This window comes from Kitasatospora sp. NPDC088134 (genome assembly GCF_044741705.1).
Taxonomy (GTDB): domain Bacteria; phylum Actinomycetota; class Actinomycetes; order Streptomycetales; family Streptomycetaceae; genus Kitasatospora.
The window spans coordinates 191,663-217,889 of the sequence record NZ_JBIUTD010000011.1 but is presented as its reverse complement, the minus strand read 5'-3'; the positions used below and the strand labels follow the sequence as shown (position 1 = coordinate 217,889).

General features: G+C 75.3%; 28 protein-coding genes. 11 read left to right on the top strand and 17 right to left on the bottom strand.

All coding sequences use genetic code 11. The annotated features are described in order from the left end of the window. Window positions 1-31: 31 nt before the first annotated feature. Complete coding sequence (locus ACIOHG_RS19665) at window positions 32-664, top strand: hypothetical protein (RefSeq protein WP_400952117.1); 633 nt, start codon at window positions 32-34, stop codon at window positions 662-664. Between the two features lie 98 nt (window positions 665-762). Continuing rightward, window positions 763-1,692: a GNAT family N-acetyltransferase gene (locus ACIOHG_RS19660; RefSeq protein WP_400952115.1), complete on the top strand. Its 930-nt coding sequence runs from the start codon at window positions 763-765 to the stop codon at window positions 1,690-1,692. A 463-nt stretch (window positions 1,693-2,155) separates the two neighbouring features. Here ACIOHG_RS19660 and ACIOHG_RS19655 read toward each other — a convergent pair whose 3' ends face one another. Together ACIOHG_RS19655 and ACIOHG_RS19650 are read right to left on the bottom strand one after the other, a co-directional pair. Further along, complete coding sequence (locus ACIOHG_RS19655; protein ID WP_400952214.1) at window positions 2,156-2,962, bottom strand: class I SAM-dependent methyltransferase; 807 nt, start codon at window positions 2,960-2,962, stop codon at window positions 2,156-2,158. 189 nt (window positions 2,963-3,151) lie between these two features. Further along, window positions 3,152-3,649, bottom strand: coding sequence for an FBP domain-containing protein (locus ACIOHG_RS19650; protein WP_400952112.1), 498 nt, complete (start codon window positions 3,647-3,649; stop codon window positions 3,152-3,154). 113 nt (window positions 3,650-3,762) lie between these two features. Here ACIOHG_RS19650 and ACIOHG_RS19645 point away from each other — a divergent pair, with 113 nt between their 5' ends. Next, window positions 3,763-4,332, top strand: coding sequence for a TetR/AcrR family transcriptional regulator (locus ACIOHG_RS19645; RefSeq protein WP_400952110.1), 570 nt, complete (start codon window positions 3,763-3,765; stop codon window positions 4,330-4,332). 161 nt (window positions 4,333-4,493) lie between these two features. Here ACIOHG_RS19645 and msrA read toward each other — a convergent pair whose 3' ends face one another. Together msrA and ACIOHG_RS19635 are read right to left on the bottom strand one after the other, a co-directional pair. Further along, window positions 4,494-5,000, bottom strand: coding sequence for a peptide-methionine (S)-S-oxide reductase MsrA (msrA, locus tag ACIOHG_RS19640; RefSeq protein WP_400952108.1), 507 nt, complete (start codon window positions 4,998-5,000; stop codon window positions 4,494-4,496). 155 nt (window positions 5,001-5,155) lie between these two features. Next, complete coding sequence (locus tag ACIOHG_RS19635) at window positions 5,156-5,719, bottom strand: YbaK/EbsC family protein (protein ID WP_400952105.1); 564 nt, start codon at window positions 5,717-5,719, stop codon at window positions 5,156-5,158. 152 nt (window positions 5,720-5,871) lie between these two features. On the opposite strand from ACIOHG_RS19635, the gene ACIOHG_RS19630 reads away from it, so the two are divergent. After that, on the top strand, window positions 5,872-7,152 hold the full coding sequence (locus ACIOHG_RS19630; protein ID WP_400952103.1) for a YhgE/Pip domain-containing protein: 1,281 nt from the start codon (window positions 5,872-5,874) through the stop codon (window positions 7,150-7,152). 37 nt (window positions 7,153-7,189) lie between these two features. Here the strand turns inward: ACIOHG_RS19630 and ACIOHG_RS19625 are convergent, their stop codons facing one another. Then, complete coding sequence (locus tag ACIOHG_RS19625) at window positions 7,190-7,630, bottom strand: hypothetical protein (RefSeq protein ID WP_400952100.1); 441 nt, start codon at window positions 7,628-7,630, stop codon at window positions 7,190-7,192. A gap of 61 nt (window positions 7,631-7,691) precedes the next feature. Here ACIOHG_RS19625 and ACIOHG_RS19620 point away from each other — a divergent pair, with 61 nt between their 5' ends. Continuing rightward, the gene (locus ACIOHG_RS19620) at window positions 7,692-8,423 is read left to right on the top strand and encodes a class I SAM-dependent methyltransferase (RefSeq protein WP_400952098.1); all 732 of its coding nucleotides are present in this window, start codon (window positions 7,692-7,694) and stop codon (window positions 8,421-8,423) included. A 26-nt stretch (window positions 8,424-8,449) separates the two neighbouring features. Here the strand turns inward: ACIOHG_RS19620 and ACIOHG_RS19615 are convergent, their stop codons facing one another. After that, the gene (locus ACIOHG_RS19615; RefSeq protein WP_400952095.1) at window positions 8,450-9,073 is read right to left on the bottom strand and encodes a hypothetical protein; all 624 of its coding nucleotides are present in this window, start codon (window positions 9,071-9,073) and stop codon (window positions 8,450-8,452) included. A gap of 424 nt (window positions 9,074-9,497) precedes the next feature. Here ACIOHG_RS19615 and ACIOHG_RS19610 point away from each other — a divergent pair, with 424 nt between their 5' ends. After that, a complete protein-coding gene (locus ACIOHG_RS19610) occupies window positions 9,498-10,085 on the top strand; it encodes a suppressor of fused domain protein (RefSeq protein WP_400952093.1) in 588 nt (195 codons plus the stop codon). A gap of 85 nt (window positions 10,086-10,170) precedes the next feature. Here the strand turns inward: ACIOHG_RS19610 and ACIOHG_RS19605 are convergent, their stop codons facing one another. The 6 genes from ACIOHG_RS19605 to ACIOHG_RS19580 all read right to left on the bottom strand — a co-directional run bounded on the left by ACIOHG_RS19605 (window position 10,171) and on the right by ACIOHG_RS19580 (window position 16,331). Continuing rightward, the gene (locus ACIOHG_RS19605; RefSeq protein ID WP_400952091.1) at window positions 10,171-10,740 is read right to left on the bottom strand and encodes an EF-hand domain-containing protein; all 570 of its coding nucleotides are present in this window, start codon (window positions 10,738-10,740) and stop codon (window positions 10,171-10,173) included. Between the two features lie 108 nt (window positions 10,741-10,848). Next, window positions 10,849-11,796, bottom strand: a complete 948-nt coding sequence (locus tag ACIOHG_RS19600; protein WP_400952089.1) for a 2-hydroxyacid dehydrogenase — start codon at window positions 11,794-11,796, stop codon at window positions 10,849-10,851. Next, entirely contained in the window at window positions 11,793-12,830 is a 1,038-nt protein-coding gene (locus tag ACIOHG_RS19595) for a hypothetical protein (protein ID WP_400952087.1), read from the bottom strand. The genes ACIOHG_RS19600 and ACIOHG_RS19595 overlap by 4 nt, the downstream gene beginning before the upstream one ends. 89 nt (window positions 12,831-12,919) lie before the next feature. Next, window positions 12,920-13,462, bottom strand: coding sequence for a telomere-protecting terminal protein Tpg (tpg, locus tag ACIOHG_RS19590; RefSeq protein WP_400952086.1), 543 nt, complete (start codon window positions 13,460-13,462; stop codon window positions 12,920-12,922). Between the two features lie 150 nt (window positions 13,463-13,612). Then, complete coding sequence (gene tap, locus ACIOHG_RS19585; RefSeq protein WP_400952084.1) at window positions 13,613-15,484, bottom strand: telomere-associated protein Tap; 1,872 nt, start codon at window positions 15,482-15,484, stop codon at window positions 13,613-13,615. A gap of 127 nt (window positions 15,485-15,611) precedes the next feature. Further along, on the bottom strand, window positions 15,612-16,331 hold the full coding sequence (locus ACIOHG_RS19580) for a helix-turn-helix domain-containing protein (RefSeq protein ID WP_400952081.1): 720 nt from the start codon (window positions 16,329-16,331) through the stop codon (window positions 15,612-15,614). A gap of 377 nt (window positions 16,332-16,708) precedes the next feature. Here ACIOHG_RS19580 and ACIOHG_RS19575 point away from each other — a divergent pair, with 377 nt between their 5' ends. Further along, window positions 16,709-17,263: a peptidase inhibitor family I36 protein gene (locus tag ACIOHG_RS19575; RefSeq protein WP_400952079.1), complete on the top strand. Its 555-nt coding sequence runs from the start codon at window positions 16,709-16,711 to the stop codon at window positions 17,261-17,263. A 131-nt stretch (window positions 17,264-17,394) separates the two neighbouring features. Here ACIOHG_RS19575 and ACIOHG_RS19570 read toward each other — a convergent pair whose 3' ends face one another. After that, window positions 17,395-17,745: a 5-carboxymethyl-2-hydroxymuconate Delta-isomerase gene (locus ACIOHG_RS19570; protein WP_400952076.1), complete on the bottom strand. Its 351-nt coding sequence runs from the start codon at window positions 17,743-17,745 to the stop codon at window positions 17,395-17,397. A 108-nt stretch (window positions 17,746-17,853) separates the two neighbouring features. On the opposite strand from ACIOHG_RS19570, the gene ACIOHG_RS19565 reads away from it, so the two are divergent. After that, window positions 17,854-18,924: a hypothetical protein gene (locus ACIOHG_RS19565; RefSeq protein ID WP_400952073.1), complete on the top strand. Its 1,071-nt coding sequence runs from the start codon at window positions 17,854-17,856 to the stop codon at window positions 18,922-18,924. 156 nt (window positions 18,925-19,080) lie between these two features. Beyond that, window positions 19,081-19,701: a hypothetical protein gene (locus ACIOHG_RS19560; RefSeq protein WP_400952070.1), complete on the top strand. Its 621-nt coding sequence runs from the start codon at window positions 19,081-19,083 to the stop codon at window positions 19,699-19,701. An 18-nt stretch (window positions 19,702-19,719) separates the two neighbouring features. On the opposite strand, the gene ACIOHG_RS19555 is transcribed toward ACIOHG_RS19560, so the two are convergent. Continuing rightward, window positions 19,720-21,114, bottom strand: a complete 1,395-nt coding sequence (locus ACIOHG_RS19555) for an oxygenase MpaB family protein (protein WP_400952067.1) — start codon at window positions 21,112-21,114, stop codon at window positions 19,720-19,722. A gap of 219 nt (window positions 21,115-21,333) precedes the next feature. After that, a complete protein-coding gene (locus ACIOHG_RS19550) occupies window positions 21,334-22,188 on the bottom strand; it encodes a DUF4253 domain-containing protein (RefSeq protein ID WP_400952065.1) in 855 nt (284 codons plus the stop codon). A 153-nt stretch (window positions 22,189-22,341) separates the two neighbouring features. Between ACIOHG_RS19550 and ACIOHG_RS19545 the strand changes: the two genes are divergently transcribed. Further along, window positions 22,342-22,992 carry a lysophospholipid acyltransferase family protein gene (locus ACIOHG_RS19545; RefSeq protein WP_400952063.1) on the top strand — a complete coding sequence of 217 codons (651 nt, stop codon included), beginning with the start codon at window positions 22,342-22,344 and terminating at the stop codon, window positions 22,990-22,992. Window positions 22,993-23,195: 203 nt separating this feature from the next. Here the strand turns inward: ACIOHG_RS19545 and ACIOHG_RS19540 are convergent, their stop codons facing one another. Beyond that, window positions 23,196-23,954, bottom strand: coding sequence for a GNAT family N-acetyltransferase (locus ACIOHG_RS19540; protein ID WP_400952060.1), 759 nt, complete (start codon window positions 23,952-23,954; stop codon window positions 23,196-23,198). A gap of 43 nt (window positions 23,955-23,997) precedes the next feature. Beyond that, window positions 23,998-24,963 (bottom strand): phosphotransferase family protein, encoded by a 966-nt coding sequence (locus ACIOHG_RS19535; RefSeq protein ID WP_400952057.1) that lies wholly within the window; start codon window positions 24,961-24,963, stop codon window positions 23,998-24,000. Window positions 24,964-25,152: 189 nt separating this feature from the next. On the opposite strand from ACIOHG_RS19535, the gene ACIOHG_RS19530 reads away from it, so the two are divergent. After that, the gene (locus tag ACIOHG_RS19530; protein WP_400952054.1) at window positions 25,153-26,187 is read left to right on the top strand and encodes an NlpC/P60 family protein; all 1,035 of its coding nucleotides are present in this window, start codon (window positions 25,153-25,155) and stop codon (window positions 26,185-26,187) included. Window positions 26,188-26,227: the final 40 nt, after the last annotated feature.

Genomic DNA, 26,227 nt, shown 5'->3' with positions numbered 1-26,227 from the left:
TCCGTCCCGCCGCGTCCGGAGTGCCCCTCCCGTGTCCCGTCCCGTGTCCCGCACCGCGCCTCGTCCCGTCCTCGCCGCGGCCGTCGCCGTGCTCGCCGCCACCGCCCTGTTGACCGGCTGCGGCAGCAGGGCCGCCACCGACTCCCCGGGGCGCTCCGACGCGACCCCGCGCCCGACGGCCGGCTCGGACACCGCCGCGCAGGCCCGGCAGGAGCTGGCGCAGCGGGTCGCCGAGCACGACCGGGCCTATCCCGAGGTCGCCAGCAGTTGCGCGGGCCGGCCGACCGAGCTGCCGAAGGCCACCGCGACGGCCGGGGGCGGCCCCGCCCCCGAGAACCCCAAGTACCAGGAGAACCACGCCTTCCAGCAGACCGTCCCGCTGAACCCGATGCAGCAGTGCCGGGGTGAGGCGCACGCCGCCCGCCTCACCGCCGCCCTCGCCAAGGCCGAACGCCCCACCGGCCCGCAGTCCGCCGAGGCACTGCTGCGCCGACTCGGCTACCAGGACGCCAAGGTGACCGAGTACCCCACCGCCCTGCACTTCACGCTCACCGTCCCGGGCCTCGGCCCCTGCCTGACCGGCACCCTCAGCACCCCGCCGCAGATCGAGGTGCACGGCCCGTACCAGGAGGGCGGCTGCGAGTTCCCGCGCGGCGGCCACTGACCCGGCAAGTTCCCGCGCGGCGGCCACTGACCCGGCGTCCGGTGCGGCCCGACGAAATCCCGGTGCACCCCGACGACCGCCCCGGGCAGAATGCCCCGATGACGAACGACCTCCTCCACCGGGCTCAGCACCTCTGGACGGGCCTGGCCGGCGTATCCGGCGCCGCCTTCCCGTCCCCGGGGACCGCCACCGTCCTCGTCAGCCCCGATTCGGGTCTCTGCCCGCCCGGTTGGGTCGGCCTGATCACCCTGGACGGCGCGACCCTGGCCACCGCCCCGGACGAACGCCGCGCCGCACTCGTCCGCGCCGCCCTCCGCACCGCCCCCGACGCGGCGAGCGACCCCGCCCACCTGCGCGCCGCCCTGCCCACCACCCGCCTCCTCGGCCCGGCCACCCTCGCCTACCTCGCCCCGGACGCCCTCACCCCGGCCGGGACCACGGCCCCCGCCGGGCGACTCCACCAACTCCCGCCCCACACCTTGAACTTGCAGCAGCCCGGCGAGCCCGCCCCACGGGCGCACCGACTTCCGCCCGAAGAAACGGCGTTGCCGCAGCCCACCCCACGACTGCACCAACTCCCGCTCGACCACCCGGCCTTGCGGCAGTTCACCGACCGGGTTCCGGCCGCGCCCACGGCTGCCGCTTCCGCTCCGCTGCAGCTGCGCCAACTCCCGCCCGACCACCCGGCGTTGCGACGGTTCGCGGACCTGGTCCCGTCGGCGGACCGCGACGAAGCGGGCCTGGACGAGATCACCTCACCGGCGTTCGCCGTGACCGAGGGCTCCACCGTGCTCGCCGCCTGCGGCTACCGCACCTGGCCGTTCGCCACGGCCCAGTTCGGCGTCCTCACCGCCCCGCCCCACCGGGGCCGGGGGCTGGCCGCCACCGCCGCAACCGCCGCCGCCCGCCACGCCCTCGCCGCCGGCCTCCTCCCCCAGTGGCGCGCCCGCCCGGCCGCCTCCCGCCGCGTCGCCCGACGGATCGGCTTCCAGGAACTCGGCACCCAGCTCTCGATCGAAGTCCCCTGACCCCAGCCGAACACCGGCACCCCGGAGAGGGCCGACACCCACCACACGCCGACACCCCGCACGCGGTGGCGCCAACCGGCCCGGCCCTCCCCACCGGCAGGCCCTCAGCACCGACCGAACACCAACAGCACGGCGTACGCCCCCCGGCCCGCCCGACCCCGGCCCCACACCGGCAACCCGCGCGGGGCAGCAACCGTCCCCACCCCGGCCTTCCCCCATCCCTCCCGGAAGCCCCGCTCTCCCTGCCGGCAGGCACTCAACCCCTACTGCCTCCGCCGCCGGCCCCTCTCAGTCCCCCCGGAAGCCCCGCCGACAGGCGCTCAGCACCGACCGAACACCAACAGCACGGCGTACGCCCCCCGGCCCGCCCGACCCCGACCCCACACCGGCAACCCGCGCGGGGCAGCAACCGTCCCCACCCCGGCCTTCCCCCATCCCTCCCGGAAGCCCCGCCGGCAGGCGCTCAGCGCTGGCCGGACACCAGCAGCGCCGCATGCGGCAGCGCCAACAGCCCGTCCGGCTGCCGGAACTCCTCCGCGAGCCGTTCGAAGTGCTGCTTGACCGAGGCCCGGATCTCCGGCGTCTGGTGGTGCAGCAGTTCGCCGATGAAGGCGACCCGGCCGGCGGGGCCGGCCCACCAGTCCTCGGGGGTGGTGCGGTGGTCCCAGCGCAGGACACTGACGTCGACGTCGTGCAGGCCCGCGTCGGTGAGCAGCGCGGCCAGCCCCTCGGGGGTGCTCGCGGCCTGGAGCTCGGTGGGCGCGGGCGGCAGGTGCGCGGGGCGGGGCGTACCGGCGGCCTCGACGGCGCGGCCGAGCAGGGTCTGCCCGGGCAGCGCCGGCTGGGCCCAGACGGTGAGCGCGAGCCGGCCGCCGGGGCGCAGCACCCGGCGCAGTTCGGTGAGCGCGGCGGGCTGCCGCCCCACGTGGTTGAGCACGAAGTTGCCCACCACCGCATCGAACTCGCCGTCCTCGAAGGGGAGTTCGGGGAGCGTCGCGGCACGCACCACGGCCCCGGGGGCGTTCCGCCGGGCGGCCGTCAGCATGCTGGGTTCGGCGTCGACGGCCGTCACCCGGGCTCCGCGGGCACCGGCGGCGGCCGCGGCGGCGCCCGTCCCGGTACCGACGTCCAGCACCGCGACGCCGGGGCCGACCCCGGCCGCGTCGAGCAGCGCGGGGACGGGGTGCGCGCAGAGCCGGGCGAAGCTCGCGGCGTAGGCGTCGGCGCGCCCGTCCCAGATCCGGCGCTCCAGCGCGTCGTACGCGTCCAGCGCCTCGGACGCCGCGGAGCCGTCCAGTGTCCCGGCCGTCCCGGTCGCCGTACCTGCCGCGTCCCTCGTGAAAGCCGTCATCCGCTTCCTCCCCTTGCCCCACTCGTACCGCACGGAACCGCCGGGGTGCGATCGTTCGCACACCGGCTGCTCCGACACCCTACCGAAGGGGGCCGGCGGGGCGGTCGGTCAGCCCACGGGGGTGCCGGCCCGGACCTTCGCCAGGAAGGCGGCCAGATTGTCGCGCGTCCGGTCGATCCGCTGCTGCTGCGTCAGCGATTCGTGCATCTTGGTGCCGGTCTCGCGCAGGCCCCGGACGTACAGCGAGCAGGCGAGGTCGCTGCACATGTACGCCCCGACCGAGTTGCCCTGCCGCCCGGCGGGGCCGGCCAGCGGGGCGACCAGCAGGGAGACGCCGCCGGTGTGCGTGGTGACGCAGAGCGAGCAGATGCTCCGCCGGGCCTGCCAGCTGCCGGAGGAGCTGCGCAGCACCACGGCCTGCGGGCCCTCGCCCAGATCGGTCACCAGGTAGGCGCGGTCGGGGGCCTGCGGGTCGCGCCAGCCCAGGAAGTCCAGCTCGCCCCAGGGCTGTTCGGCCAGCTCACGGGGCAGGTTCAGTCGCTTCGCCTCGCCCTTGGAACAGTTCAGGAACGCGGCACGGATCTCGGGTTCGGTCAGCTCTCTCACGAAACACCACGCTAATTTGCCTAAGTCGTTTAGGCAAACGGATAATCTCCTCAGGAAGCAGGACCGGCCCCACCGGGGGCCGGACGGGCAGCAGAACGAGGAGACCGCGACCGGTGGCACGCGCAGGACTGACCCCCGAGGTACTGGCCCTGGCCGGGGCGGAGCTCGCCGACGAGGTGGGCTTCGACCGGGTGACGGTCACCGAGCTGGCCCGCCGCTTCGACGTGAAGGTCGCCAGCCTCTATTCACACGTCAAGAGCTCCCAGGACCTCAAGGTCCGGATCGCGCTGCTCGCCCTCGCCGAGCTCGCCGACCGCGCCGCCGACGCGGTCGCCGGCCGGGCCGGCCGCGACGCGCTGGCCGCCTTCGCCGAGGCGTACCGCAGCTACGCCCGCGAGCACCCGGGCCGCTACGACGCCGCCCGGCTGCGCCTGGACGCGGAGACCGCCGCGGCCAGCGCCGCGCCCCGGCACGCCCAGCTGCTCCGGGCGATCCTGCGCGGCTACCACCTCCCGGAGCCGGACCAGACCCACGCCGTCCGCCTGCTCGGCGGCACCGTCCACGGCTACCTCGCCCTGGAGGCCGCGGGCGGCTTCGCGCACACCCCCGTCGATGCCCAGCTCTCCTGGGACTGGATCGTCGACTCCCTCGACGCCCTGCTGCGCGCCCGCGCAACCGGCTGACGCCCACCGCAGGACCACCGGCCTCCACACGACCACCGGCCTCCGCACGACCGCTCGCCGAGGAGCCCTCGCCCCCGGAACGGCCGGGAGCCGGCCGCGGGCTCCCCGCCCACGACCGGCTCCCTCACCGCACCTTCCGGACCTTCCGGACCTTCCGGCTCTCAGGCCCCGTCACGCACCGGCAGCTTCCAACCCGGCCGCGGGAAGTGGCAGGTGTAGCCGTTCGGGATCCGCTGGAGGTAGTCCTGGTGCTCGGGCTCGGCCTCCCAGAACTCGCCGAGCGGGGTGACCTCGGTGACCACCTTGCCCGGCCAGAGGCCGCTCGCGTCGACGTCCGCGATGGTGTCGAGCGCGGTGGCGCGCTGCTGCTCGTCCGCGTAGAAGATCGCGGAGCGGTAGCTGCTGCCGATGTCGTTGCCCTGCCGGTCGACGGTGCTCGGGTCGTGGATCTGGAAGAAGAACTCCAGCAGCGCCCGGTAGCTGGTCTGCTCCGGGTCGTAGACGATCTCCAGCGCCTCGGCGTGGCCGGGGTGGTTGCGGTAGGTGGCGTGCGCGTTCTCGCCGCCCGTGTAGCCGGTGCGGGTCGACCGGACGCCGGGGAGCTTGCGGATCAGCTCCTGCATTCCCCAGAAGCAACCGCCGGCCAGGACGGCACGGTCCGTGGTCATCTCGTTCTCACTCCTCGCGTGTGGCATCGGCTCACCCCGCCCGGAGCGCCGGCTCGGGAACGGGGACCACCCGGTCCAACCGCCCCGACGCCCACCGTGTTCCCCGCCGCCGCAGGGTGTCCGCTCAATCCACCGACCCACCGGGCCGCCGGGCCTCAGCCCGCCAGCCCGTCCAGCACCTGCGCGCCGGGCAGTGCCGCGACCGCCGCCCCGGGCAGCAGCAGCTTGCCGCGCCGCCGCCCGCTGCCGACCAGCACCCAGGGGGTCGCGGCCACGGCGGCGTCGACCAGCAGCGGCCACTGCGCGGGGAGGCCGACGGGGGTGATGCCGCCGTACTCCATGCCGCTCCCGCCGACGGCGGCGTCCATCGGCGCGAAGGAGGCCTTGCGGGCGCCGAGGTGGCCGCGGACGGCCTTGTTGACGTCGAGTCGGGTGGTGGCGAGGACCAGCCCCGCGGCCAGCGTGGTCTCGCCGCCGCGCTTGGCCGCGACCACCACGCAGTTCGCCGAGACCTCGACGGGCACCTCGTACGCGGCGCAGAACACGGCGGTGTCGGCGAGGTCGGGGTCGGTGTCCACGTAGAGGACCGACCGCGCCAGGTCGGCGTCCCAGTTCTTGAGCGCTTCCGCCACGGGGGCGGCCAGTTCGGCGACGGCGTCCACCGCGCGCCGGGCGTCGGGGAAGTTCCCGAACGGCGTCTTCACCTGCTCGTCGTTCATGCCCGCGACTCTAGCGAACGCCCGGTACTGGCCCGTTGGGGTGAGCCGGGCCGGTGTCGCGCCGGAGCGGGCGGGGGCGGGCCGGGCGCGGACCTATCGTCGCCTCCAGGCACCCGACCGGGGGTCCGGAGGCGACGAGTCGGTGGAGTGGCATGGCGACCGGGATTCCCCCGCAGGTGCACGGGCCGCAGGCCAGGGCCGGGCGGGTGCTGCGCCGTTGGAAGCTGTGGCTGGTGCCGGGGGTGCTGAGCGCCCTGGTCGCGCTGGTGCTGTCGCTGCTGTACATGGGCGGCATCCTGACGCCGCAGGACGACCTGCACCGGCTGCCGATCGCGCTGGTGGACGCCGACACCGGGCCGGCCCTGCCGGGCCACGCGGCGCCGCTGGGCGCCGAGTTGGCGGACGGGATCGCGGCGGGCACCCCGCCGGGGCAGGTGCAGTGGCAGCGGGTGTCGATGGCCGAGGCGCAGGAGAAGCTGTCCTCCGGCAAGGTGTACGGGGCGCTGGTGGTGCCGGAGGACTTCAGCCGCAGCGTGGCCGCGCTGACCACCGGACGGGCGACGGCGCGGCCGGTGCTGCTGTCGCTGACCAACCCGGGCACGGGGTCGCTGGGCTCCTCGCTGGCGGGCCAGATCACCCAGGCCGCGGCGCGGCAGTCCTCGGCGGCGCTGGGCAAGCAGCTGGTGGCGGCCGCGCCGGACGCCCCGGCGACGGCGCAGCTGCTGCTGGCGGACCCGGTGGACGTGCAGGTGAAGCCGGGCCACCAGATCGGGCGGCACACGGGGCTGGGACTGAGCGCCTTCTACTACACGCTGCTGCTGGTGCTGGCCGGGTTCCTGAGCGCGAACCTGGTGCACAACGGGGTGGACACGGCGCTCGGCTACGCGGACAGCGAGATCGGGCCGTGGCACAGCCGCCGGCCGACGCTGCCGATCAGCCGGACCCAGACCCTGGTGGTGAAGATGGCGATGACGGCGGGGCTGTCGGCCGTCACCACCACGATGATCATGCTGGCGACGATCAGCATCCTCGGGATGGACGCCCCGCACCCGGGGCTGCTCTGGGTCTTCTCGTTCTGCGCCTGCATGTCGGTCGGCCTCGGCGTGCAGGCGATCAACGCCGCCTTCGGCACCCTCGGCCAGCTGGTCGCCATGTTCGTGTTCATCGCACTGGCGCTGCCGTCCTCGGGCGCGACCGTGCCGCTCCAGGCGACCCCGGCCTTCTACCACTTCCTCGGCGCGTTCGAGCCGATGCGCCAGGTCGCGGGCGGCGTCCGGGCCATCCTGTACTTCGACGCGCAGGCCGACGCGGGCCTGACCCGGGCCTGGCTGATGATCCTGCTCGGCCTGGTGGTCAGCCTGGTCTTCGGCTTCGCCATGACGCGCTACTACGACCGCAAGGGCCTGCACCGGATGGTCCCCGTCCCGTCCTGAGGCGTCGTCACCACCCTCCTCCCGCCACCGGGCCGGCTCACTCCGGCAGCGCGGCCCGCCACACCCAGGAGGTGCGGCGGGGCAGGCCGGGGAGCGCGGTCCGGCCGGTGCACCAGAGCAGGACGGCGGCCGGGTCGGCCCCGGTGCCGGTCGGCGCGTCGGGGAACAGCCGGGCCAGCACGGCGGCGGACGGGCCGGCGGGTGGCGTCCAGTCGAGGCCGAGGCCGGTGGCGATGTCGTGGGTGTGCAGCAGGATCTCGGCGACCCCCATCGCGGCGAACCCGGTCGGATCGGTCGGCCCCCAGTGCCAGGCCCGCAGCCCGGGCCCGGGCTGCACCGCCAGGTCGAACGGCAGGTACCGGTCGCCGCGCCCGCCGCGCTCGGTGTTGGTCTCGTCGGGCCGCTTTTCCCCGCACCTCCCCTGCCTGCCCTCCTCGGCGCGCCACCTTCCCCTTGCTTCCCCTTGTTTCCCACCCACATCAGGGCGTATGCGAAAAATCGGATGCGACTGACGCGCCGTCAGCCATAACCTCCGCACCATGGCTGACGAGTGCTTCACCCATCCCCGGCTCGCCGCGATCTACGACGCCCTCGACCCGGAGCGCCCCGATCTGCCGCCCTACCTCGCGCTGGTGCGCGCTCTCGGTGCGCGCCGGGTGCTCGACCTGGGCTGCGGCACCGGCGTGTTCGCGCTGCTGCTGGCGGCGGAGCAGGAGATCACCGAGGTGATCGGGGTGGACCCGGCGGCGGCCTCGGTCGAGGTGGCGCGCGCGAAACCGGGCGCCGAGCGGGTCCGGTGGATCACCGGTGACGCCACGGCGCTGCCGCCGCTCGGGGTCGACCTGGTCACCATGACGGCCAACGCGGCGCAGGAGATCACCGAGGACGGTCCGTGGCTCGCCGCTCTCGTCGGCGTGCACGGGGCGTTGCGCCCGGGCGGGCACTTCGTGTTCGAGTCCCGGGTGCCGGCCCGCCGGGCCTGGGAGGGGTGGACGCGTGAGGCGTCCGACCGGGTCTCCGAACTGCCGGGCGTCGGCGCGGTGGAGAACTGGGTGGAGCTGGTCGAGGTGGCCGGGCCGCTGGTGACGTTCCGCTGGAACTACGTCTTCGCCTCCGACGGCGCGCACCTCACCTCGGAGTCCACCTTGCGCTTCCGCGAACGCGAGGAGGTAGCCGCCGACCTGCGGGCCACGGGGTTCGACCTGGCCGAGGTCCGCGAGGCCCCGGACCGTCCGGGCAAGGAGCACGTCTTCCTCGCCCGCCGCCCGTGAAGCTCCGGACCACCCCTGCCGAGCCGTCAGAATCCGCCGCGCTCGACGAGGTGCCCGTAGCCGCCTGCGCCCCAGACCTCGGCCCGGAACTCCTGGAGCGTCATCGCGCGCGCCGTCCCGCCCGCCGGGGGGCGGAAGTGCACGGAGCCGCAGCGCTCGCAGTACCAACCCTGGGCCCAGAGCCGTTCCGCCTCCGGCCGCCCGGCCAGCAGGCGTCGCCGCGTGGCCCGTCCCCGCCGGAGGAGGACGAACAGCGTGACGGCCCCCAGCAGGGCGAACGCGGAGATCCACCCGAGGAAGGCCAGGTCCGGGTGGTGCGCGGGCCCGGCGGACAGCGAGGAGTGGTAGGGGTCGTAGCCCCACGGCCGACCGGCCTCGGGAGCGGGGTCGGGGGCGGGGTCGTCGGCGAACCAGTGACCGCCGGCCGCACCACCGACGAAGGTGCCGATCGACACCATCACCAGCAGGACGCCCAGAGCGACGTGGCCCAGGCCGGACAGCGGCAGCACGGGGGCGGGTCGCAGGGCGTGCGCCAGCGAAGAAGTGAAGCTTCGCGTCTCGGTCCCGGAGGGATTCCCCTCGGTCCGGGACAGCCCGGTGACGGTCACCTGGTCACGCCCCCGGTGGTACGCGGCCGGAACCCCGAGCACCCGGTCACTCCGCCCACAGCTCGGACACGGCTCCAGCGCCGACGGCCCGGCATCCGCGATCTCCGCCATCCCCCGCCCCTCTCCCCCACGAGACCCGCTGCTACGACGCGCCCATGCTGGCAGAGACCCACCCTCCGCACCCGAAGCCTGAGCAGATCTTGAGGCTTCCACCTGCCCCCCCCGGGTCCTCCAACACCGGTATGCACGGCGAGAGTTCGGGCTCCACCCCTTCCGCTACCCGCCCTCGCACCGGCCGATGCACCCGCAGCCCGTCGCTCCACTCCCCCCGGGGTTCTGCTCCTCCGCCAGGTCGCCGACCTCGGCCGTCGCGGTCGCCCGGACCGTCACCCACCCGTGGTACTCGAACATGCCGGTGACCCCACCCGCCGCAGCGCAGCGATCCTTCACATCGGATCATGGTCGGATGAACGGCTCCCCGGCGCACGCCGCCCTCCTCGCCCACCTCCGCCGCACCCTTCCGGGGCGTCGGATCGACGAGTTGCCGGGGGTGCCGGGGCCGATCGAGGAGCGCGTCCCGGGGTTCCGCGTCCTGCGGGTGCACCCGGCGGGGCCGGGCGACTGGTGGCTGTACGTCAGCTCGGGCTGCTGGGCGGCCGTGCAGGAGGGCGGGCACGGGACGGAGTTCTTCCTCGCGGCGCCGGTCGACGACCCGGTCAACCTGGAGAGCGTCACCATGAACGCCTACTACCACTGTGGGCCCGCCACCCAGCGGCTCGACGTCGGGCACACCGTGCCGATCGGCCGACCCTGGCTGGGCGACTCGGCGTGCGACCACTACCTGGTGAGCCTGCCCTACCCGTTCGGGCCCGACTTCGAGGTCTGCCGCTGGGACGGCGGGTCGCACGCCCGGATCCTCTGGCTGCTGCCGATCACCGAGGCCGAGAAGACCTTCCGGCACCGGGCCGGACTGGAGGCCCTGGAGAGCCGCTTCGACGAGCACGCCATCGACCCGGTCGACCTGCACCGCCCCTCCGTCGTCCAGCCGGACTGACGGCCCGTCACCCCGCTCCCTCCGACCCGCGCCACCGCCCGCCACCGCCCGCCACCGACGGCGGCGGCGGCGGCGGTCCTCCGGGTCAGGCGGAGTGGGTGCGGGCCGGGTCGCCCACCCACCAGTTGCCGGGGGCCTGCGGGTCACGGCTGGTCCAGTACTCGACGACGGCTTCGACGAACTCCTCCTCGGACAGCGTGCCGTTCCCGTCCCGGTCCAGGTGCCGGAACGCGGCGTCGGCGTCGGCGCGTTCGATGCCGGGGAAGTGGCCGCGCTGGAAGACGAAGAACTCCTCCGGGTCGACGCGGCCGTCCCCGTCGGTGTCCGCGATCGACAGGAACGCCCGCGCCAGCGCCCCGAGGGTGCCGCGCGCCGCGGCCGGGTCGTCGGCGAGGGCGGCGGTGGCGGCGATGAACTCCTCCCGGCCGATCTCCTCGCTGCCCGGCGGCAGCGCCGACAGGTGCAGTTCGCGCCAGATGGCGACGTACGCCGCCACCAGCCGGGACTCCTGCGCCGAACCCGGCTCATGGCCCAGCGAACGGGCGGACGAACGCCCCATCAGGACGTGGTCCCGCTCCGTCAGCCGACCGTCCCCGTCCGCGTCGAGGCTGTCGAAACCGTAGGCGATCTTCGCCGTCAGCAGGTCGTCGCGCATGCCGCTCTCCTCCGCACTCCCGTCGGGCCCCCGGCGGGCCCGCCCCACGGACAACGACCGAACCGGTGACCGGACACCGCCCCACCGCGCGGAGCCGCGGGGGACGGGTCAGCGACCGCTCCCGAAGCGGCGGTCGCTCCCGAAGCCGCGGTCGTCCTCGAAGCGGCGGTCGTTCTCGAAGCGGAGGACGCGTTCGCGCAGGAGGCGCTTGGCGCGGGGCAGGAAGGCGCTGCTGGGGCCGCCGACGTGCGGGGTGATCAGGACGCCGGGGGCGTGCCAGAGCGGGTGGTCGGCGGGGAGCGGTTCGGGGTCGGTGACGTCGAGCGCGGCCCGCAGGCGCTGCGCGGAGAGTTCCGCCAGGAGCGCGCCGGTGTCGACGACGGGGCCGCGGGCGACGTTGACCAGCAGGGCGCCGTCCTTCATCCGGGCCAGGAACCCGGCGTCGACCAGGTGGCGGCTCTCGGGGGTGAGCGGGGTCAGCAGCACGACCACGTCCGCGGTGGGGAGCAGTTCCGCCAGCTCGCCGGTGCCGTGCACGCCCTCCTCGGGGCGGGGGCGGCGCGCGACCTTGACGATCTCGCACTCGAAGGGCTCCAGGCGGGCGGCGAGCGCCCGGCCGATCGAGCCGTACCCGAGGATCAGCACCGTCCGGTCGGCGAGGGACTGGTGGAACTCCTGCTGCCAGCGCCCCTGTTGCTGGAGGCGGGTGAAGTGCGGGACGCCGCGCAGCGAGGCCAGGACCAGGGTCACGGCCAGCTCGGCGGTACTGGCGTCGTGCAGCCCACGGGCGTTCTCGGCCCGGACGCCCGCCGGCACGTGCGGCAGGACGTCGTCCATCCCGGCGGTCAGCGTCTGCACCACCCGGAGCGCGGGCAGGCGCGGGATCAGCGGGAGCGCGACGGGGTGCCGCATGTACGGCAGGCAGAAGAACTCGACCTCCCGCAACGCCTCGTCCGGCGGCACCGGCCCGTCCCCGTCCCAGACCAGGACGTCGAGTCCGGCGGGCAGACCGCCGATCGCTTCGGGGGCGTACGGAAGGAGGTAACGGGCGCTCATCCTCCGACCTTAGCCACTCCCCCGTCCCGGCCCACGGGCCGGTGCTCCGGCAGGTCGATGACGGCGACGCCGTCCTCCAGGCCGACGGCGAGCCGCGTCCCGTCGGGGCTGACGGCCGCGACCGCGCTGGGGACGTGCTCCGCGCCGTAGCACTCGGTCTTCTCGGGAACGCCCACCTCGGGCCACTCGGCGACGACCCGGCCGGTCGCGGCGTCGAGCAGCCGCGGGTGGCCGTTCAGCGAGACCACCTGGGAGCCCCGGGCCAGCAGCGCACCGGTGAGGCGGTCGATCGGACTGCGGTGCAGCCAGCGGCGCTGCCCGACCGACCAGACCCCGAGCTGCATGGTTCCGAACTCGGGCTCCTCCTCCCAGCCGAGGGCCTCCCGGGTGGAGGCCATCACCACCCGGTCGGCGTCCAGCCAGCAGGCGGCCCCGATCTCGGCGTCGACCCCGGCGTGCGGCCCGAACAGACCGTCCCCGTCGAGGGTGGACGCGTCCTCGAACGCGGCCGCCACGTCGTGGACGTGCCCGACCCCGAGCGGCGCCCACACCCAGCCCGCCGACAGCAGGTGCCGGCCGTCGGGGCTGACCTCCAGCTGCGCGTGGAAGACGTCCACGGAGCCGCGCTCACCGGCGGTCAGTCGCGTGCCCGTCACCAACTCCTCGATCTCGATCCGGTGGTACGCCTCGGGGCAGTGCACCAGCACCTCGCGGCCGTCGGGGAGCCGGCCGAGCGCGATCGGGTAGTCGTAGTCCGTGGCCCGGTAGTGGCTGCGGTCGACCTCCCGGACGATCTTCGGCCCCCGGAGGTCCAGCACCAGGCCCTTGGTGCCGCGCTCCGTCCACAGCACGCCGTACCGTCCGGACGGGGCCACCGCCGCCCGGTCGAACGGGAACCCCCACCTGAGGCCGGAGTCCCGGAAGGTTCCGTCCGGCTCCCATCGCCGCCCGCCGCCGACCAGGTCGACCAGGTCCGCCCCGTCCCACCGGAGCGACTTCACCCCGCCCGGCGCCGTCCACGTCCGTACCGCCATCGCGCTCCCCCTCCGCTCCGTACCGTCGGGAACCGCAACGGCACCGTCCCGGCGATCGTTCCCCGGTGGGGCGGCGGGGTGGTGGCGGGTCAGATCTCCAGCTCGATCCAGCCGAGGTCGTTGATCTCGGCGGTGAGGCCGTCCGCGCGGCGGCCGCCGTCCTTGAAGTAGTGCTCCTGGAGGGCGGTGGCGAGGATGCGGCGCTGGTCGGTCTCGGTGGCCCCGGCGTCGCGGGCGGCGTACAGCTCGCGGGCGACCTCGCCGGGGAGGTGCTGGGTGATCAGGCGTTCGCGCGGGTCGTCGGTGGAGCCGGCCGTGGCGGTGTAGCCGAACCGGGCCTGGAGGTGCACCATGAAGCCGTCCGCCTCGGCCCGGCGGCGGACCCGGCGGCGGACCCCGGGCTGCCAGCGGGCCCGGACGCGTTCCTCGATCCGGCGGGCGGCGTCCGGTTTGGGGCTGCTGTCGCCCTTCAGCCAGCGCTGCACGGTGCGCCGGCTGACGCCGAGTTCGGCGGCGACGTCCCGGGTGGAACCCTTGGCCTGCTTGACCAGGTACCGGACCCGGGCGGGCACGCCGCGCGGGACGGGACGGGTCCGCTCGACCCGTTCCAACCCTTCTTCGATCTCCCCCACGGGGCGTCACTTCCTCACCGCTGCTGGACGGTCCACACCCACCACGGCCACCCCGCCGGACGGGCTCACTCCTCGGACGACCTCGTACGCCGGACGATCTCGTACGCCGGACGACCTCACGCGCCGGACGGGCTCGTACACGGGACGGGCTCACTCGTCGGCGGAGACCCGGCCGCCGGTCTTGATGTACCGGGCCGGGTTGGACCCGTCGGCGATCAGCTCGCGGACCTCGGCGAGCGGTCGGCTGCCCTCGAACTTGACGTGCCCGGGCGAGACGCCGAGCCGCAGCGCGGTGCTGAGGGTGCCGTCGGGGCGGCGCAGCACGTCGAGCGCGGAGGGGCCGGGGGCGGCGAAGACCGCGCAGTCGGAGAGGACGGCGAGCGGCGCGGTGCCGAGTTCGACGTGCAGCCGGGCGAGTTTGCGGTGCAGGTTGACGGTGGCGGTGTCGATCACCAGGGCGCGGATCAGCGGGTCCCAGGTGGGGCGTTCGAGCGCGGCCCAGCGCTGGCCGGGGCGGTAGCCGAGGCCGCGCGGGCGTTCGCGGAACTTGCCGATGGTGCCCTTGGCGGTCTGCTTGATCGCGCCGAGCACGGCGAGTTCGGCCGGGTCGCCGCCGGGCAGCGCGGCCATCGCGTCGAGGAAGGCCAGCGGGTCGCGGTCGGCGAGGTCGAGCGGGACGCCGAGCGCGGCCATGGTGTCGACGTAGGCCTGGCGCAGCCGCTTGTGCCAGGGGTCGAGGTACGGCCCGGACTCGTGCCGCAGCCACGCCTCGGTGGGCCGGACGTCGGCGCCGAGTTCCAGGGCGTAGGCGAGTTTGGCGGTGCTGTACCAGGCGGGGCCGGTGGGGGCGGTGCCGTCGGCGGTGAACGGGTTGGGCAGCAGCGGGTCGAGGGCGAGCCCGGAGAGGTCGGCGCGCCAACTGCCGGGCGTCTTGCGGTCGAAGACGGGGTCCAGCTCGTGGACGGGTTCGGACAGCGGCAGGGTGAGCCGCCCGGCGGCCGCGAGGAAGGCGGTGTTGACGTCGAGTCCGACGGCGAAGGGCGCGGCGAGTTCGGCCGCGGTGAGCGGGCGGTGCCAGTCCCAGGCCTCGGTGATCAGCACGCCGTCGTCCTCGCGTTCGGCGGCCAGCGGGTGCTCGTCGGGCACCTCGGGCGGCGCGGCGTCGGACACCCGGGTGCGGGAGCCCTCGACGGGGCCGGAGGCCCAGCCGCCGCTGGTGCGGACGGGGCGGGAGGCCCAGCCGCCGCCGGTGCGGACGGGGCGGGTCGGGGGGCGCAGCGCGGTGACGAGTTCCAGGCCGGAGACGGCGGTGGAGCCGCGCGGGGTGACGACCCGTCGGGCGTACGCGCCGAGCAGGCGGGCGAGTTGGGGGGCGGTCAGGGTGTCGGGGACGGCCCAGCCGCCGCCGGAGAGCGCGCCCCAGGGCAGCACGCAGAGCTGGACGCACTGGCGGCGGCTCGCCTCGGGCTCGCGGTAGATCCGGGCCCAGGGACCGAGGCCGCGCCGGGTCAGCTGCCAGCCGGCCCTGGCGAGTGCCTTGACCTGCCGGTGGGTGTCGGGGAGCCGGCCGATCCGGGCGACGTACTCGGTCTTCTCGTCGCGGCCGGCGGGCGGCAGGCCGAGTTCGGTGGCGGCGGCGTCGGTGAGGACGAGCAGCGGGTCGCCGTCCTTGCCGTGGCGGTGCAGACGGGCCGAGCCGAGACCGGCGGCCAGCGCCCACTCCAGCAGTTGGGGCAGCGCGCGTCCGGACGGGCGCTCGCCGGGCAGTTCGGCCCCGTCGGCGTCGTACCCGATCAGCGACCGGCCGTCGGGGGCCACCTCCAGCACGGCCAGCGGCCCGGCCGGGAAGCGCGCCGCGGCGGCCTCCTGCCAGTCCTCCGCGCCACCGGCCGCCGCCTTCCGCCCACTGCTGCCGCCCACACCACGGGGCTTCCCGGCGGCGACGGCCGACGCGGACCGCCGGGTCGGCAGCGACACGGCGGGGGCGGCAGCCTCCTCCCCGTCCTCCCTGTCCCCGGCCACCGACTTCCGCCCGCTGTCACCGGCCGCACCCCGAGGCTTCCCCGCAGCAACAGCCGACGCGGACCGCCAGGTCGGCGATGCCGAGGCAGGCGCAGCAGCCTCCGGCCCGTCCTCCCCATCCTCCCTGTCACCGGTCGCCGACTCCCGCTCGCCGCCCACGCCCCGAGGCTACCCAGTGGCAACGACCGGCGCGGGCCGCCGGGTCGGCAGCGAAACGGCGGGCGCCAGGGGCGCAACGGGCGCTGTGGGTGCTGTGGGCGCGACGGGGGCCGCAGGCGTGGCGGGCGCCGCCGGTCGGCAGAACCCGCCGAGGTGCATGGGCCGGCCCTGGGCCCGGCAGACCGAGGGCTGCCCGCACTGCACGCAGGGCGCGGCCACCGCCATCACCAGCGACCCGTCCGGATGCTGATCGAGCATCACCACCTGCTGCACCGGAGCGGGGGCGGCCACCGGGGCGGCGACCGGGGGCAGCCATCGGAACGGCCACGGGCTCCGGCTCGGGCTCGGGCTCGGGCTCGGGAACCGCCGTCTCCGCCACGGCCTCCGCCGCCTCCGCGAGTTGCGCGGCCATGCCCTCCAGCAGCCGGGCGTACGCGGCACGCCCCTCGGCCTGCGGGTCGCGGCGGCCCTGCTCCCAGGCGGTGAGCGTGGCGGCGCTGACGCCGAGGGCCTGCGCGGTCTCGGCCTTGCCCAATCCGTAGGCGGTGCGCAGCCGTTCGCGCTCGGCGGGCTCGGGCAGCGGAACAGGGCGGTGCGGGCCGGTGCCGAGCAGGGCGCCGATCGCGTCGGAGGCACCGGAGGCCCTGGGGGCGCCGGAGGCCCTGGGGGCGCCGGGGGTACCGGTCATCTCAGGCCGCCTCCGCCCGGGGAGCGCCGGTCGGGCCGGTCGCGCTTCCGTGTCGTGCTGCCGGGCGGGGGCCACACATCGTGCCGGTACACCTCTTCTTGCCTGCTGGAACGGTCGAGCTCCGGCCCAACACAGGCATCCGGCGCGCGGCGGCACAAGCAAGGGGCGCCCGCCGCGCGTCCCGCCCTGCGGGCCCCGGCCCCGACCGGCTTCGTCTGTCCGTTCGCCGGGTGAAAATCCGCCACCGACGGTGACACTTCAACACCAAACCGTCACGCCAAGTAGTCGAGACCGCCGCCCGGGTGACGGAATGTCACGAAATCGGACGGTCCGCGTACCCGGCGAGGCGGGAGGTCGTTGGGCGGGGCATGAAAAAGATGATCACTGGTGCGTCGGCGGGGCTGCTGCTCCTGGCCGCCACCTCGGCGACCGCGACCCCGGCCGGCGCGGCGACCGCCCAGCGCTCCGGCGCCCACCTGGTCCTCGGGCACGGGGTGGCGGCCTGCCCGGCGGACGCGTTCTGCCTCTACGAGCACGAGAACTACAACGACCGGGAGACCGGCCAGATCTGGATCTTCCAGCAGGAGAAGACCCGCAGCACTCCGCGCCTGGACCTGGCCCGGACGGGCGCCGTCGGCTTCGGCCGCTCGGCGGTGGCCAACGACACCGACTTCGTCACCATCCGGCTGTCGCCGAACACCTGCGCCACGGTGCACAACCCGGCCCGGGACTGGGAGTACCTGATCTTCCTCCCCGCCAGCGGCAACCCGGAGCGCACCGCCCGCCGCCCCGACCTGAACGGCGCCAAGGGAATCCACCACACCGCCCGGGAGGTGGACGACCAGGGCCGCCAAGTGATCTCCGGGCGCGCCCTCGACCTGGACAACCGGGCCCGCTGCCTACTCTTCGACGAATCCACCCCCGGACTGTGACCCGCCCGACTCCCCCACCACCCACCTGAGCCGAAACGATTCTGCCCGGTCGGCCGAGACGCCCGACCGGGCCCGCTCCACCCCGCCCCTGCGCTCCCGGGCGCCCGCTCCAGGATCGGCCGATCCGCGCCTCACTTCCCGTCGTGGTGGACGAAGACGTAGCTCTCCCGGTCGAGTTCGGTGATCTCCACGCCGAAGGCGGCGGGCACCCGGACGTGCGCCCGCAGCAACTCCGTCACCCCGGCGGAGAGTTCGGCCCTGAGCGCGGCGCTGCGCCCGGCCAGGATCTTGATCTCCACCAGCACCACCGCGTCCGCCGACGCACCGTCGCCGACCAGGTGCCGCAGGGCCGGACGCACCAGTGTCTTGCAGGCGTCGAGGGGCGCGTCGATCACCGTCGGGATGAGGGCGTGCACCTCGGCGGCGAAGGCGGTCGCGTCGAAGTCCAGGCCCGGCGAGTGGTCGATCAGGATCTGCGGCATGGCGGCGCGCCTCTCGGGACGACGGCCCGCCCGGGGCCCTCCCGGGTGCGGCGTCCGTGATCCAGAACATAGCCCCCGCGACCGGGCCCGCGCAGGCATACTGGCGCCATGCCCGACCACCGCCAGCCCGACGCCGTCGAGCCCCCGGACCCGTTCGAAGGACTGGTCCTGGACGAGGAGTTCGTCCGCTCCGCCACCGTGAGCGAGCCGTCCGCCCGGGCCCGGATGCTGGCCGAGCGCTGGCGCCGGGAACCCCCGGTCGACCCGGGCGACCGCCGTCGGTCCGCCGAGGGCCCGGCCCGGACCCGGCGCACCGGGGGGTGGCGGTGGCCGCGCTCCGGCCGCGACCGGTCGGACGACGGCTACCACGGGTCCGGCGTGTACCGTCAACCCGGACTGCGGGGGCGGTTCGGGTTGCTCAGCCGCGGCGAGCAGTGGTCCGCGGTGCTGGGCGTGCTGATCGTCCTGCTGGTGGTCGGCGGGGTGCTGTTCGGACCGAACCGGGCCCACACCCCGCAGATCGCGGACGGGTCCGCCCGGGTCGGCGTGCCGCGCCCCGCCGCCGACCGTGCGCTCCCCGGCGGTGGCGTGTTCGCCGGCAGCGCCTGCGGCCGACACGGCTACCACCGCTTCCCGGACACCGACCGGCCGACCGGACTGGACGGCGGGCCCGCGCCGCTCCTGGCGTTCGGGGCCTACGGCTACCAACGCCTCGGCACCTCCCAGCCGGGCGAGTTCCTCTTCGACCTGCTGGTCGCCGGCGGCTCCGGCCCGCTGACGCTGGCCGCGCCACTGGGCCGGGACGGCGTCGCGGTGGAGATCGAAGGTCCGGACGGGGTGGTCGCCGCCGCGTACGGGCTGCCCGCCGAGGTGTCCGGCGCGAGCCGCCTGCCGGACGGCGGCGGCTGGGTGATCGAGGGCTCGACGAGCGCCTCCGCCCACGTCGTCCTGCCGGAGGCCGCGCTCTGCCCGGGGGTGGGCGCGCTGGCGCTCGGCCCGAAACTCAAGCAGCCGACCGACGCGAACAACACCGTCTCCGGGCCCGCGCCGTACACCATCACGGTCTCGATCTCCGACCCGGAGATCGCCGAGGCACGCCGCACCATGCACGCGCAGTCCTCCGGCCAGGTGCTGGCGGCCACCAATCAGACCCTGTCCCCGAGCGCGAAAGCGGTCTGACCGCCGCCCGCCCGCACCCACACCCACAACAGCACCCGTTCCGGAGTCCGGACGGACACGCACTGCCCTTGCCGCGCGCACTTCCCACCTCCTCTCCCGCATGGTTCACTGACTCACCGTCAACTCCCGGAAGGCCGACGAACGGAGTCGCCCGCCGTGCCTCCCCGCCCGCGCCCCGCCAGCACCTCCGTCCTGCTCCGCGCCCTGCCTCCCGTCCTGCTCTGCGCACTCGCCCTGTCCGCCGCCGGCTGCTCCGACGACGGCCCGCCGACCCGGCACGTCCAGATCGACTGGGCCTCCCACTACGCCGACGTCCGGGAGTTGGACGCACACAGCGACCTCGCCGTGCTGGGTGTCTTCCAGCAGGACCTCGGCGAGTCCACCGACGCGGCCGGTGTCACCCGCACCGACTTCGGCTTCTTCGTCCAGCGCCAACTGTCCGCCCACGGGGGCGCTCCCCGGACGGGCGGCAGCACGATCCGCGTCCGCCAGAACGGCGGCCGTGCCGTCCGGGTCGAGGACGACGCACTGTTCGTGCTGGAGCAGCGCGCCGTCCTGTTCCTGCATCGGGCCGAGCCCGACGTCTACGTCGTCGTCGGCGGCCCGAACGGGCGCTTCGACATCTCCCCTCCGTCTCCCGGCACCAGTTCCGTCCAACTGCCCGACGACGACCTGGTCGTCCCGTACAACGACGCGACCGCCCGTTTCAGCGGCAGCGTCCGCACGCTGGCCGCCCTGCTCGACGCGTCGGCCACCGCCACTCCTGCCGCCAACTGACCATCGGGGCCAGGCCGTTCAGGCTCGGCCGAGTAACTGGGTACCCGGGATGCTGCCGGCGCGGACGGTGAAGAACTCGGTAAAGCCGCGGACGAACTCCTCCTCGGTGATCCGCCCGTCCCCGTCGGCGTCCAACTGCTGGAACCCGTGGGTGAGTTCGGCAGGGTGGACGCGCGAGCCGCCGAACAGCGCGCGGTACTCGTCGGCGTGCAGCAGGCCGCTGCCGTCGAGGTCGGCGGCCCGGAACATGGCCCGGACGGCGACGTGCAGGCCCGCCGCCAGGTAGTCGGGGTCGCGGTCGAGGCCGGCCAGCATCGCCGTGACGAACTCCTCGCAGGAGATCTCGCCGTCGCCGTCCGCGTCCATGCCGGCGCGCAACTGCTGCCACCAGGTGTCGAAGGCCGCGTGGACGGCGTCCTCCCCGGCCTGGTCCAACTCCAGTGGCCAGCAGACGTTGTGCGCCATCGCCCGGAAGTCGGCCGAGGTCAGCCGGCCGTCGCCGGTCTGGTCCATCACCTGGTGGTAGAAGGCGGCCAGCCGGGCGGGGCGGTCGTCCCGGCGCCGGGCGCGGGTCGGCCGGGGAGCCCTGGCGGCCCGGGCCCGCTGCCCGTCGGAGCCGGTGCGGTAGCGGAGCCGGTCAGGCAGGTGGAGGACGACCGCCCGGGCGCCGCGGTGGACCGTCCAGGACAATGCGGCGGCGGCCCGGCCGCGGGGCAGGCCGAACTTGGCCCGGAACTCGGGCGGCAGGTCGGCGAGGGTGAGCGCGGTGACGAAGCCGCCGACGATTCGCCGCAGCAGCGGCCAGGCGGGGCGGAGCCGGCCGAGTCGGCGCGGGGCGGGTGCCCGGGCGAGGACGTTGAACAGCATGTCCTGGGCGGCGTCGGTGAATTCGAGGGTGTCGCGGATGGTGTCCCGGAGGTAGCCGGGCACGTCGGCGGCGGTGGCCGGAAACAGCTCGTCGGGCAGTTCGAAGGCGGCGCAGACCTCGCGGAACTCGGCGTACAGCTGCTCCAGCCGGGCGGGGCGCAGCGGGCGGCCGGAGAGTTCGCCGAGGGCGGTCATCGCCTCGTAGAGCGTGACCAGCACCCAGACCCGGACGGCGGGATCGAGCGCGCTGTAGGGGCGGCCGAGGCGGTCGGTGCCGTGGACCCGGCGGTGGCTGCGTTCGAGGCGCTGGACCTCGCGGTGCAGGGCCTCCGGGTCGGAGAAGAACAGGCGGCGGCCGCTGTCCATGGTGTGCTCGATCCGCCGCCAGGGGTGGTTGCGGTAGATGGAGAGGCCGCCGACGCCGGCGCCGACGGCCGGGTGGGCGTTCTGCAGCACGAGCAGCCGCCAGGCGACCAGCGCGATCCGCCGCTCGCCCAGGGTGCGGCGCAGCATCGAGTCCGTCCCCGGCCGGGTGGTGTCCGTCATCCCCGTTCCCCTCTCTCCGCTCGCGGCGGGCAGGCTCCGATCGATCACGGTCACCCTAGAGGCGATTCGGCCTCGAACTCGCTTGCGAACGAACCAAACCACCCGGGCGAGGGAATCCCGGGCCCGTTCTCCACTCGCAAGGGTGGTTCGGTCCCGATCGAAGTTGACGGCCCATCAACTCCGTTCCCGGACCATCAACTCCGTTCCCGGCGAACCCCGTCAGTCCCACCAGAACGACCACTGCCCGGAGCCGACCAGCTCGGGGGCGTATTCGGCGAGGGAGCCGGAGCCCTGGAAGATGTTGTCGGGGCAGAAGGCGAGGTGCTCGGCGGCGACGTGCAGCGCGGCGTCGAGGTCTGCGGGCGGCGCGGCGACGCTCAACTCGAGCTCCGCGAAGCCGACCTGGACCAGCCGGGCGCCGAACCGGCGCTCCCAGTCGAGCAGCACGGCGGAAACCTTGGCGACGTCGTCCTCGTGGTTGACGGGGCCGGTCCAGCCCAGGGCGGTGAGCGCCTGCGCACCGGTGGCGGCCGGGACCAGGCCGATCCGCAGGCCCTGGCCGGCGCCGTTGGCGTACAGCTGGCGGGCGAGCGCCCGGGCGGCGTCGTCCGGGTCCCGGACCGGCCGGCCGGCGGGGGCGGGGCCGGGCCAGCCGGAGGTGAACGGGGCGATGCTCGCGTCGAGTTCGGCGCTCTCCTCGGGGTCGAGCGGCTCGCCCTCCTCGTCCAGCGTCACGGAGTACTGCCAGCCGGTGCGCAGCAGCGCGGCCGGGTCGTACCACTCCGGGTCGCTCGCGGAGCGGGGGTCGAACTCCCCGTTCGCCCAGGGGCGGAACTCCTCGTCCACCTTGAGCGGGGCCAGCAGCAACGGCCAGAGCCCGCTGGCCGGGTGGGCCCGGTGCAGCTGCTCCCAGAGCCCCATCGGGGCCTCCCCCTCGCTCAGCCAGAGCACCGGCTCGGCCTCCCGGTCGCCGAAGCCCGGCCTCACCAACCGCCCGGCCGGCAACAACCCGGCCACCGTCTCCGGATTCCCCTCCGGCGACAACCGACGCAGATCCCGCAGCAGATCGCTCATGCGAACACGCTATCGACCCGTACCGACAACCCGGACCCGTCCGGGGTTGAGTACCCGGGCTCAGGCCGGGCCGCGCGCGGCGGCGGCACAATGGGCGGGCCGCCCGGGACCACCGGGCCGAACAGCCGATCCCGAGGAGCCGAGGGCCGTCCCATGCTGAGCGCCGTCGCCCGCACCGTCGTCCCGGTCCTCGGGCGCCTCACCGTGACCGCGGACGAGGACGCGGTCCTGGCCCCCGGCAGCATCCTGGCTCCCAACCACTCCTCCCTGGTCGACCCGGGCGTGGTGCTCGCCGCCGTCCGGCGCCTCGGCGTCGAACCGGTGGTGCTGGCGACGGCCGGGCTCTGGCGCGTCCCGGTGCTGGGCGGCGCGCTGGTCCGCGAGGGCCACATCCCCGTGCACCGCGGCACCGAACGGGCCGCCGAGGCCCTGGACGCCGCGGCCGCCGCGCTGGCCGCCGGCCGGATCGTCGTCATCTACCCCGAGGGCCGCCTGCCGCGCCGGGTGGACGCCGCCGACAGCCCGCCCGGCCCCTTCCGCACCGGCCTGGCCCGGCTCGCCGCCCACGGCGCCCCGGTCGTCCCCCTCGGCCAGGCCGGCTCCCGCCGGATCAGCTCCGGCTCCACCGCCAAGCAACTCGCCGGCGTCCTCACCGCACCCCTGCGCCGCCCCGCCGTCCACGTCCACGTCGGAGCGCCACTGACCCTGGACGGCGACATCCCCACCGCCACCGCCCTGGCCCACGCCGCCGTCACCACCGCCTGGCGCACCGCGGCCACCCACCTCGCCGCCACCCGGAACTGACACCCTCCCGGCCCCTGCCCGACCGCGCTCCGACGAACCCGACCGTGCCCGACGAACCCGACCGTGCCCCGGCGGATCACCGCTGCGCGGCAATGCCCAGCGGGCCGCAGGCCGGTCCGAACCGCCTCCGCCCGACCGCCCCGGCCCGTCACGACCGCACGCCCCCGCCGCCCTACGACCGGCCCGCCCCCGCCGCCGGCGGGTCACCGCTGCGCGGCGGCGTCCAGCGGGCGGTAGGCGAGTCCGAACCGGCGGTAGAGGCGGATCGCGGGCGCGTTCCACTCGTGCACCATCAGCGCGGCGCGCGGCGAGCGCTCCAGGATGCGGGTCAGCACGAGCCGACAGGCGGCTTCGGCGTGTCCGCGGCCCCGCCCGCGCCCGGGGTCGGCGACCACGCCGGCCAGCAGGCCGACCTCGGGGGCGGGCCAGGCGTCGGCGGCGAGCGCGGTGAGCCGCCCCTCGGCGTCGCGCACCCCGGCCCAGGCGGTGGCCCCCGCCCGCCGGGGGTGGGCGTGCGAGTCGGGGAAGTGCCGGTCCATCAACTCGCCGGCCGCGCCCGACTCGGCCGGACCGAGCCACCCCGCGACGACCGCAGCACCGTCCACCGCCCCGCCCGCCGCGCCGTCCCCGAGCGGCCCGGTGCGGTCCATCCAGCCGAACCGCCCACGCAGTTCCAGGCGGTCGTCCCGGGCGGCGAGTCCGGCCAGCAGGTCGGCGTCGCCGAGCGGCCGGTACGTGGGGCCGACCAGGTCGATCACCTCGGCGAGCAGCGGCGACAGCTCCTCGACGGGACCGCGCACCGCGATCCGGTCGCGGCCGGAGAGCGCGGGGCAGGCCACCGCGACGGCCCGCCCGCGCGTCCAGGCCCGGGCTCCGCGGGTGAGGCCCTGCGCGGCCCAGAGCAGCAGGGCGTCGTCGTCGGAGGCGGCGCTCAGGTCGGCCACCGCGGTCAGTTCGAACACGGGTCGATCCTGCCCCACCCGCCGTCCGGCCCGGGCCCCGGGGTCAGGCCCCGCCGTCCCCGTAGCGGTCGAGCAGCGCGGCGACGTACCGCTCCAGGCGGTCGCCGAGCAGCTGCGGGGTGAGGTCGGTGCGGCCGAGTTCGCGCCAGGGGACGGCGACCTTCTCGGCGTCCGGCGCGAAGGCGAGCGCGTCGAGCAGCCGCCAGTAGAGGTGGTCGGCGGGGTCGTCCGCGAGGGTGCCGCCGGCGGCGGTGTAGCGGTCGGCGAAGGCGAGGCCGTGCTCGGGGCCGTACAGCAGGGCGTGCGCGGTGGCGCAGTGCGCGACGTCCAGATCGGCGGGGCCCCACGAGGTCTCCACCCAGTCGACGACCCCACTCACCTGAGGCTCCGCCCCGGTGTCGGGCCGCGGGGCGTACAGCAGGTTGCCGGGGTGGTAGTCGCGGTGCAGGAAGCAGGGTCGGTACCGGGGCGGGTGACGGTCGATCAGCGCGACGGCGCGGGACCAGAGCGCGGGGCGGGCGGTGCCGGGCGGGACCGCGACCCGCTCGGGGGCCGTCCAGGGCTGGTAGTCGCGCGGCCGGGTGGCGTCGGTGACCTCGGTGCGGTGGATCTCCAGCAGTTGACGGGCCGCCAGGTCGGCCCGCTCCGGCGCACCGGCCGGTTCCAGGCGGACGGCGCCGGGCAGCAGGGTCATCAGTAGCGAGGGGTGCTCGCACCGCGCACCGGTGGCGTCCACCGCGACCAGCCGCGCGGCCGGGACGCTCCCGGGGGCGAGCAGCCGCAGGATCGCGGCCTCCCGCCCGAGCAGCCCCTCGGCGTGCCGGACGAAGAACGGTTCGACGAAGGAGCGCAGCACCAGCGTCCGTTCGCCGCCCGGTCCGGTGACGGTCAGCCTGCGCATCTCGGACGTCCAGCCGCCGCGCAGCGCGGCCGCTGCGGTGAGGTGCTCGTCCCGCCCCAGGTGGTCCGCGACCCAGGCCGCGGTCCGCTCCCCGATCATCACAGTCATATGTGACACCTTACTCTCCTGCCACCTCCGCCCCCTGATCTGCCGTCAGCGACCCACCTGGGGAAACGACTTCGATCGGGGGCGAAAGTGGACGGGAGGCCCGGGACTTGATTACGGTCTGGCATCAAACCGATGTTCGGACCGTCGTTCCATCCCACCGGTCCGGCGTGGAAACAGAAGGAGCCTGCCGTGGCCGCCCACCGCCGTCCCAAGCAGCCGAGCCGCGCCCGGGTGACCGTGCTGACCGGCGCCGCCGCGACCGCGGTCGCCCTGTCGGCCCAGGTGAGCGCGCACGCCGCGCCCGCCCAGCCGGGCAAGGACGAGGTCAAGGCGCAGGTCGACAGGCTGATGGAGGAGCAGGAGCGGGCGGCCGAGAAGTACAACGGCGCCAAGGAGCGGGCCGACCAGCTGCGCAAGCAGGCCGACCAGCTGCAGGACCAGCTGGCCCGCGGCCAGCAGCAGTTGACCGAGCTGGCCGCCGGCCTGGCCGCCGTCGCCGGGGACGAGTACCGGCAGGGCGGCATCGACCCGTCGGTGCGGCTGATGCTCTCCACCGACCCGGACGAGTACCTCACCCGGGCCACCTCCTTCGACCGGGCCGCCGGCACCCAGGCCGACACCTTGAAGGCGCTCAAGGACCAGCAGCGCCGGCTCGACCAGCAGAAGCGCGAGGCCGCCGACGTGCTGGCCGAACTGGACGGCCAGACCCAGCTGCTGAACGGCGCCAAGAACGACGTGCAGGCCAAGCTGCGTGAGTCGCAGCAACTGCTCGGCCGGCTCAGCGCCGCCGAGCAGCGGGCCGTGCTGGACGGCGACGGCGCCGCCTCGCGCAGCGCCGAGCGGGTCGACCCGTCCACCCTGCCACCGGCCAGCGGCTCGGCCGCGGTCGCCGTCCGGGTGGCCCTGGAGCAGCAAGGCAAGCCGTACCACTGGTCCGCCACCGGGCCGGACCAGTTCGACTGCTCCGGTCTGATGGTCTACGCGTACGCCCAGGCCCACGTCTCGCTGCCGCGCACCTCGCAGGAGCAGGCCACCGTCGGCACCAACGTGGGCGACGACTGGCACAACGCCCAGCCCGGCGACCTGGTCATCTACTACGGCGACCGGCACCACGTCGGCATGTACATCGGCAACGGCATGGTGGTGCACGCCCCGCACTCGGGCGACGTGGTCAAGGTGATGAAGGTCGACGCGATGCCGATCTCCGTCATCCGCCGGGTCTGACCCCGCGCGACCCGCGGGTCCGACCCCGTTCGGCCCCGGG

What these genes read in the sequence shown, in the direction of transcription:
- ACIOHG_RS19660 (WP_400952115.1), top strand. Translation starts at nt 763, where the DNA reads ATGACGAACGACCTCCTCCACCGGGCTCAGCACCTCTGGACGGGCCTG.
- msrA (WP_400952108.1), bottom strand. Translation starts at nt 5,000, where the DNA reads ATGACCACGGACCGTGCCGTCCTGGCCGGCGGTTGCTTCTGGGGAATG.
- ACIOHG_RS19635 (WP_400952105.1), bottom strand. Translation starts at nt 5,719, where the DNA reads ATGAACGACGAGCAGGTGAAGACGCCGTTCGGGAACTTCCCCGACGCC.
- ACIOHG_RS19630 (WP_400952103.1), top strand. Translation starts at nt 5,872, where the DNA reads ATGGCGACCGGGATTCCCCCGCAGGTGCACGGGCCGCAGGCCAGGGCC.
- ACIOHG_RS19620 (WP_400952098.1), top strand. Translation starts at nt 7,692, where the DNA reads ATGGCTGACGAGTGCTTCACCCATCCCCGGCTCGCCGCGATCTACGAC.
- ACIOHG_RS19610 (WP_400952093.1), top strand. Translation starts at nt 9,498, where the DNA reads ATGAACGGCTCCCCGGCGCACGCCGCCCTCCTCGCCCACCTCCGCCGC.
- ACIOHG_RS19605 (WP_400952091.1), bottom strand. Translation starts at nt 10,740, where the DNA reads ATGCGCGACGACCTGCTGACGGCGAAGATCGCCTACGGTTTCGACAGC.
- ACIOHG_RS19600 (WP_400952089.1), bottom strand. Translation starts at nt 11,796, where the DNA reads ATGAGCGCCCGTTACCTCCTTCCGTACGCCCCCGAAGCGATCGGCGGT.
- ACIOHG_RS19595 (WP_400952087.1), bottom strand. Translation starts at nt 12,830, where the DNA reads ATGGCGGTACGGACGTGGACGGCGCCGGGCGGGGTGAAGTCGCTCCGG.
- ACIOHG_RS19580 (WP_400952081.1), bottom strand. Translation starts at nt 16,331, where the DNA reads ATGACCGGTACCCCCGGCGCCCCCAGGGCCTCCGGCGCCCCCAGGGCC.
- ACIOHG_RS19575 (WP_400952079.1), top strand. Translation starts at nt 16,709, where the DNA reads ATGATCACTGGTGCGTCGGCGGGGCTGCTGCTCCTGGCCGCCACCTCG.
- ACIOHG_RS19570 (WP_400952076.1), bottom strand. Translation starts at nt 17,745, where the DNA reads ATGCCGCAGATCCTGATCGACCACTCGCCGGGCCTGGACTTCGACGCG.
- ACIOHG_RS19565 (WP_400952073.1), top strand. Translation starts at nt 17,854, where the DNA reads ATGCCCGACCACCGCCAGCCCGACGCCGTCGAGCCCCCGGACCCGTTC.
- ACIOHG_RS19555 (WP_400952067.1), bottom strand. Translation starts at nt 21,114, where the DNA reads ATGACGGACACCACCCGGCCGGGGACGGACTCGATGCTGCGCCGCACC.
- ACIOHG_RS19550 (WP_400952065.1), bottom strand. Translation starts at nt 22,188, where the DNA reads ATGAGCGATCTGCTGCGGGATCTGCGTCGGTTGTCGCCGGAGGGGAAT.
- ACIOHG_RS19545 (WP_400952063.1), top strand. Translation starts at nt 22,342, where the DNA reads ATGCTGAGCGCCGTCGCCCGCACCGTCGTCCCGGTCCTCGGGCGCCTC.
- ACIOHG_RS19535 (WP_400952057.1), bottom strand. Translation starts at nt 24,963, where the DNA reads ATGACTGTGATGATCGGGGAGCGGACCGCGGCCTGGGTCGCGGACCAC.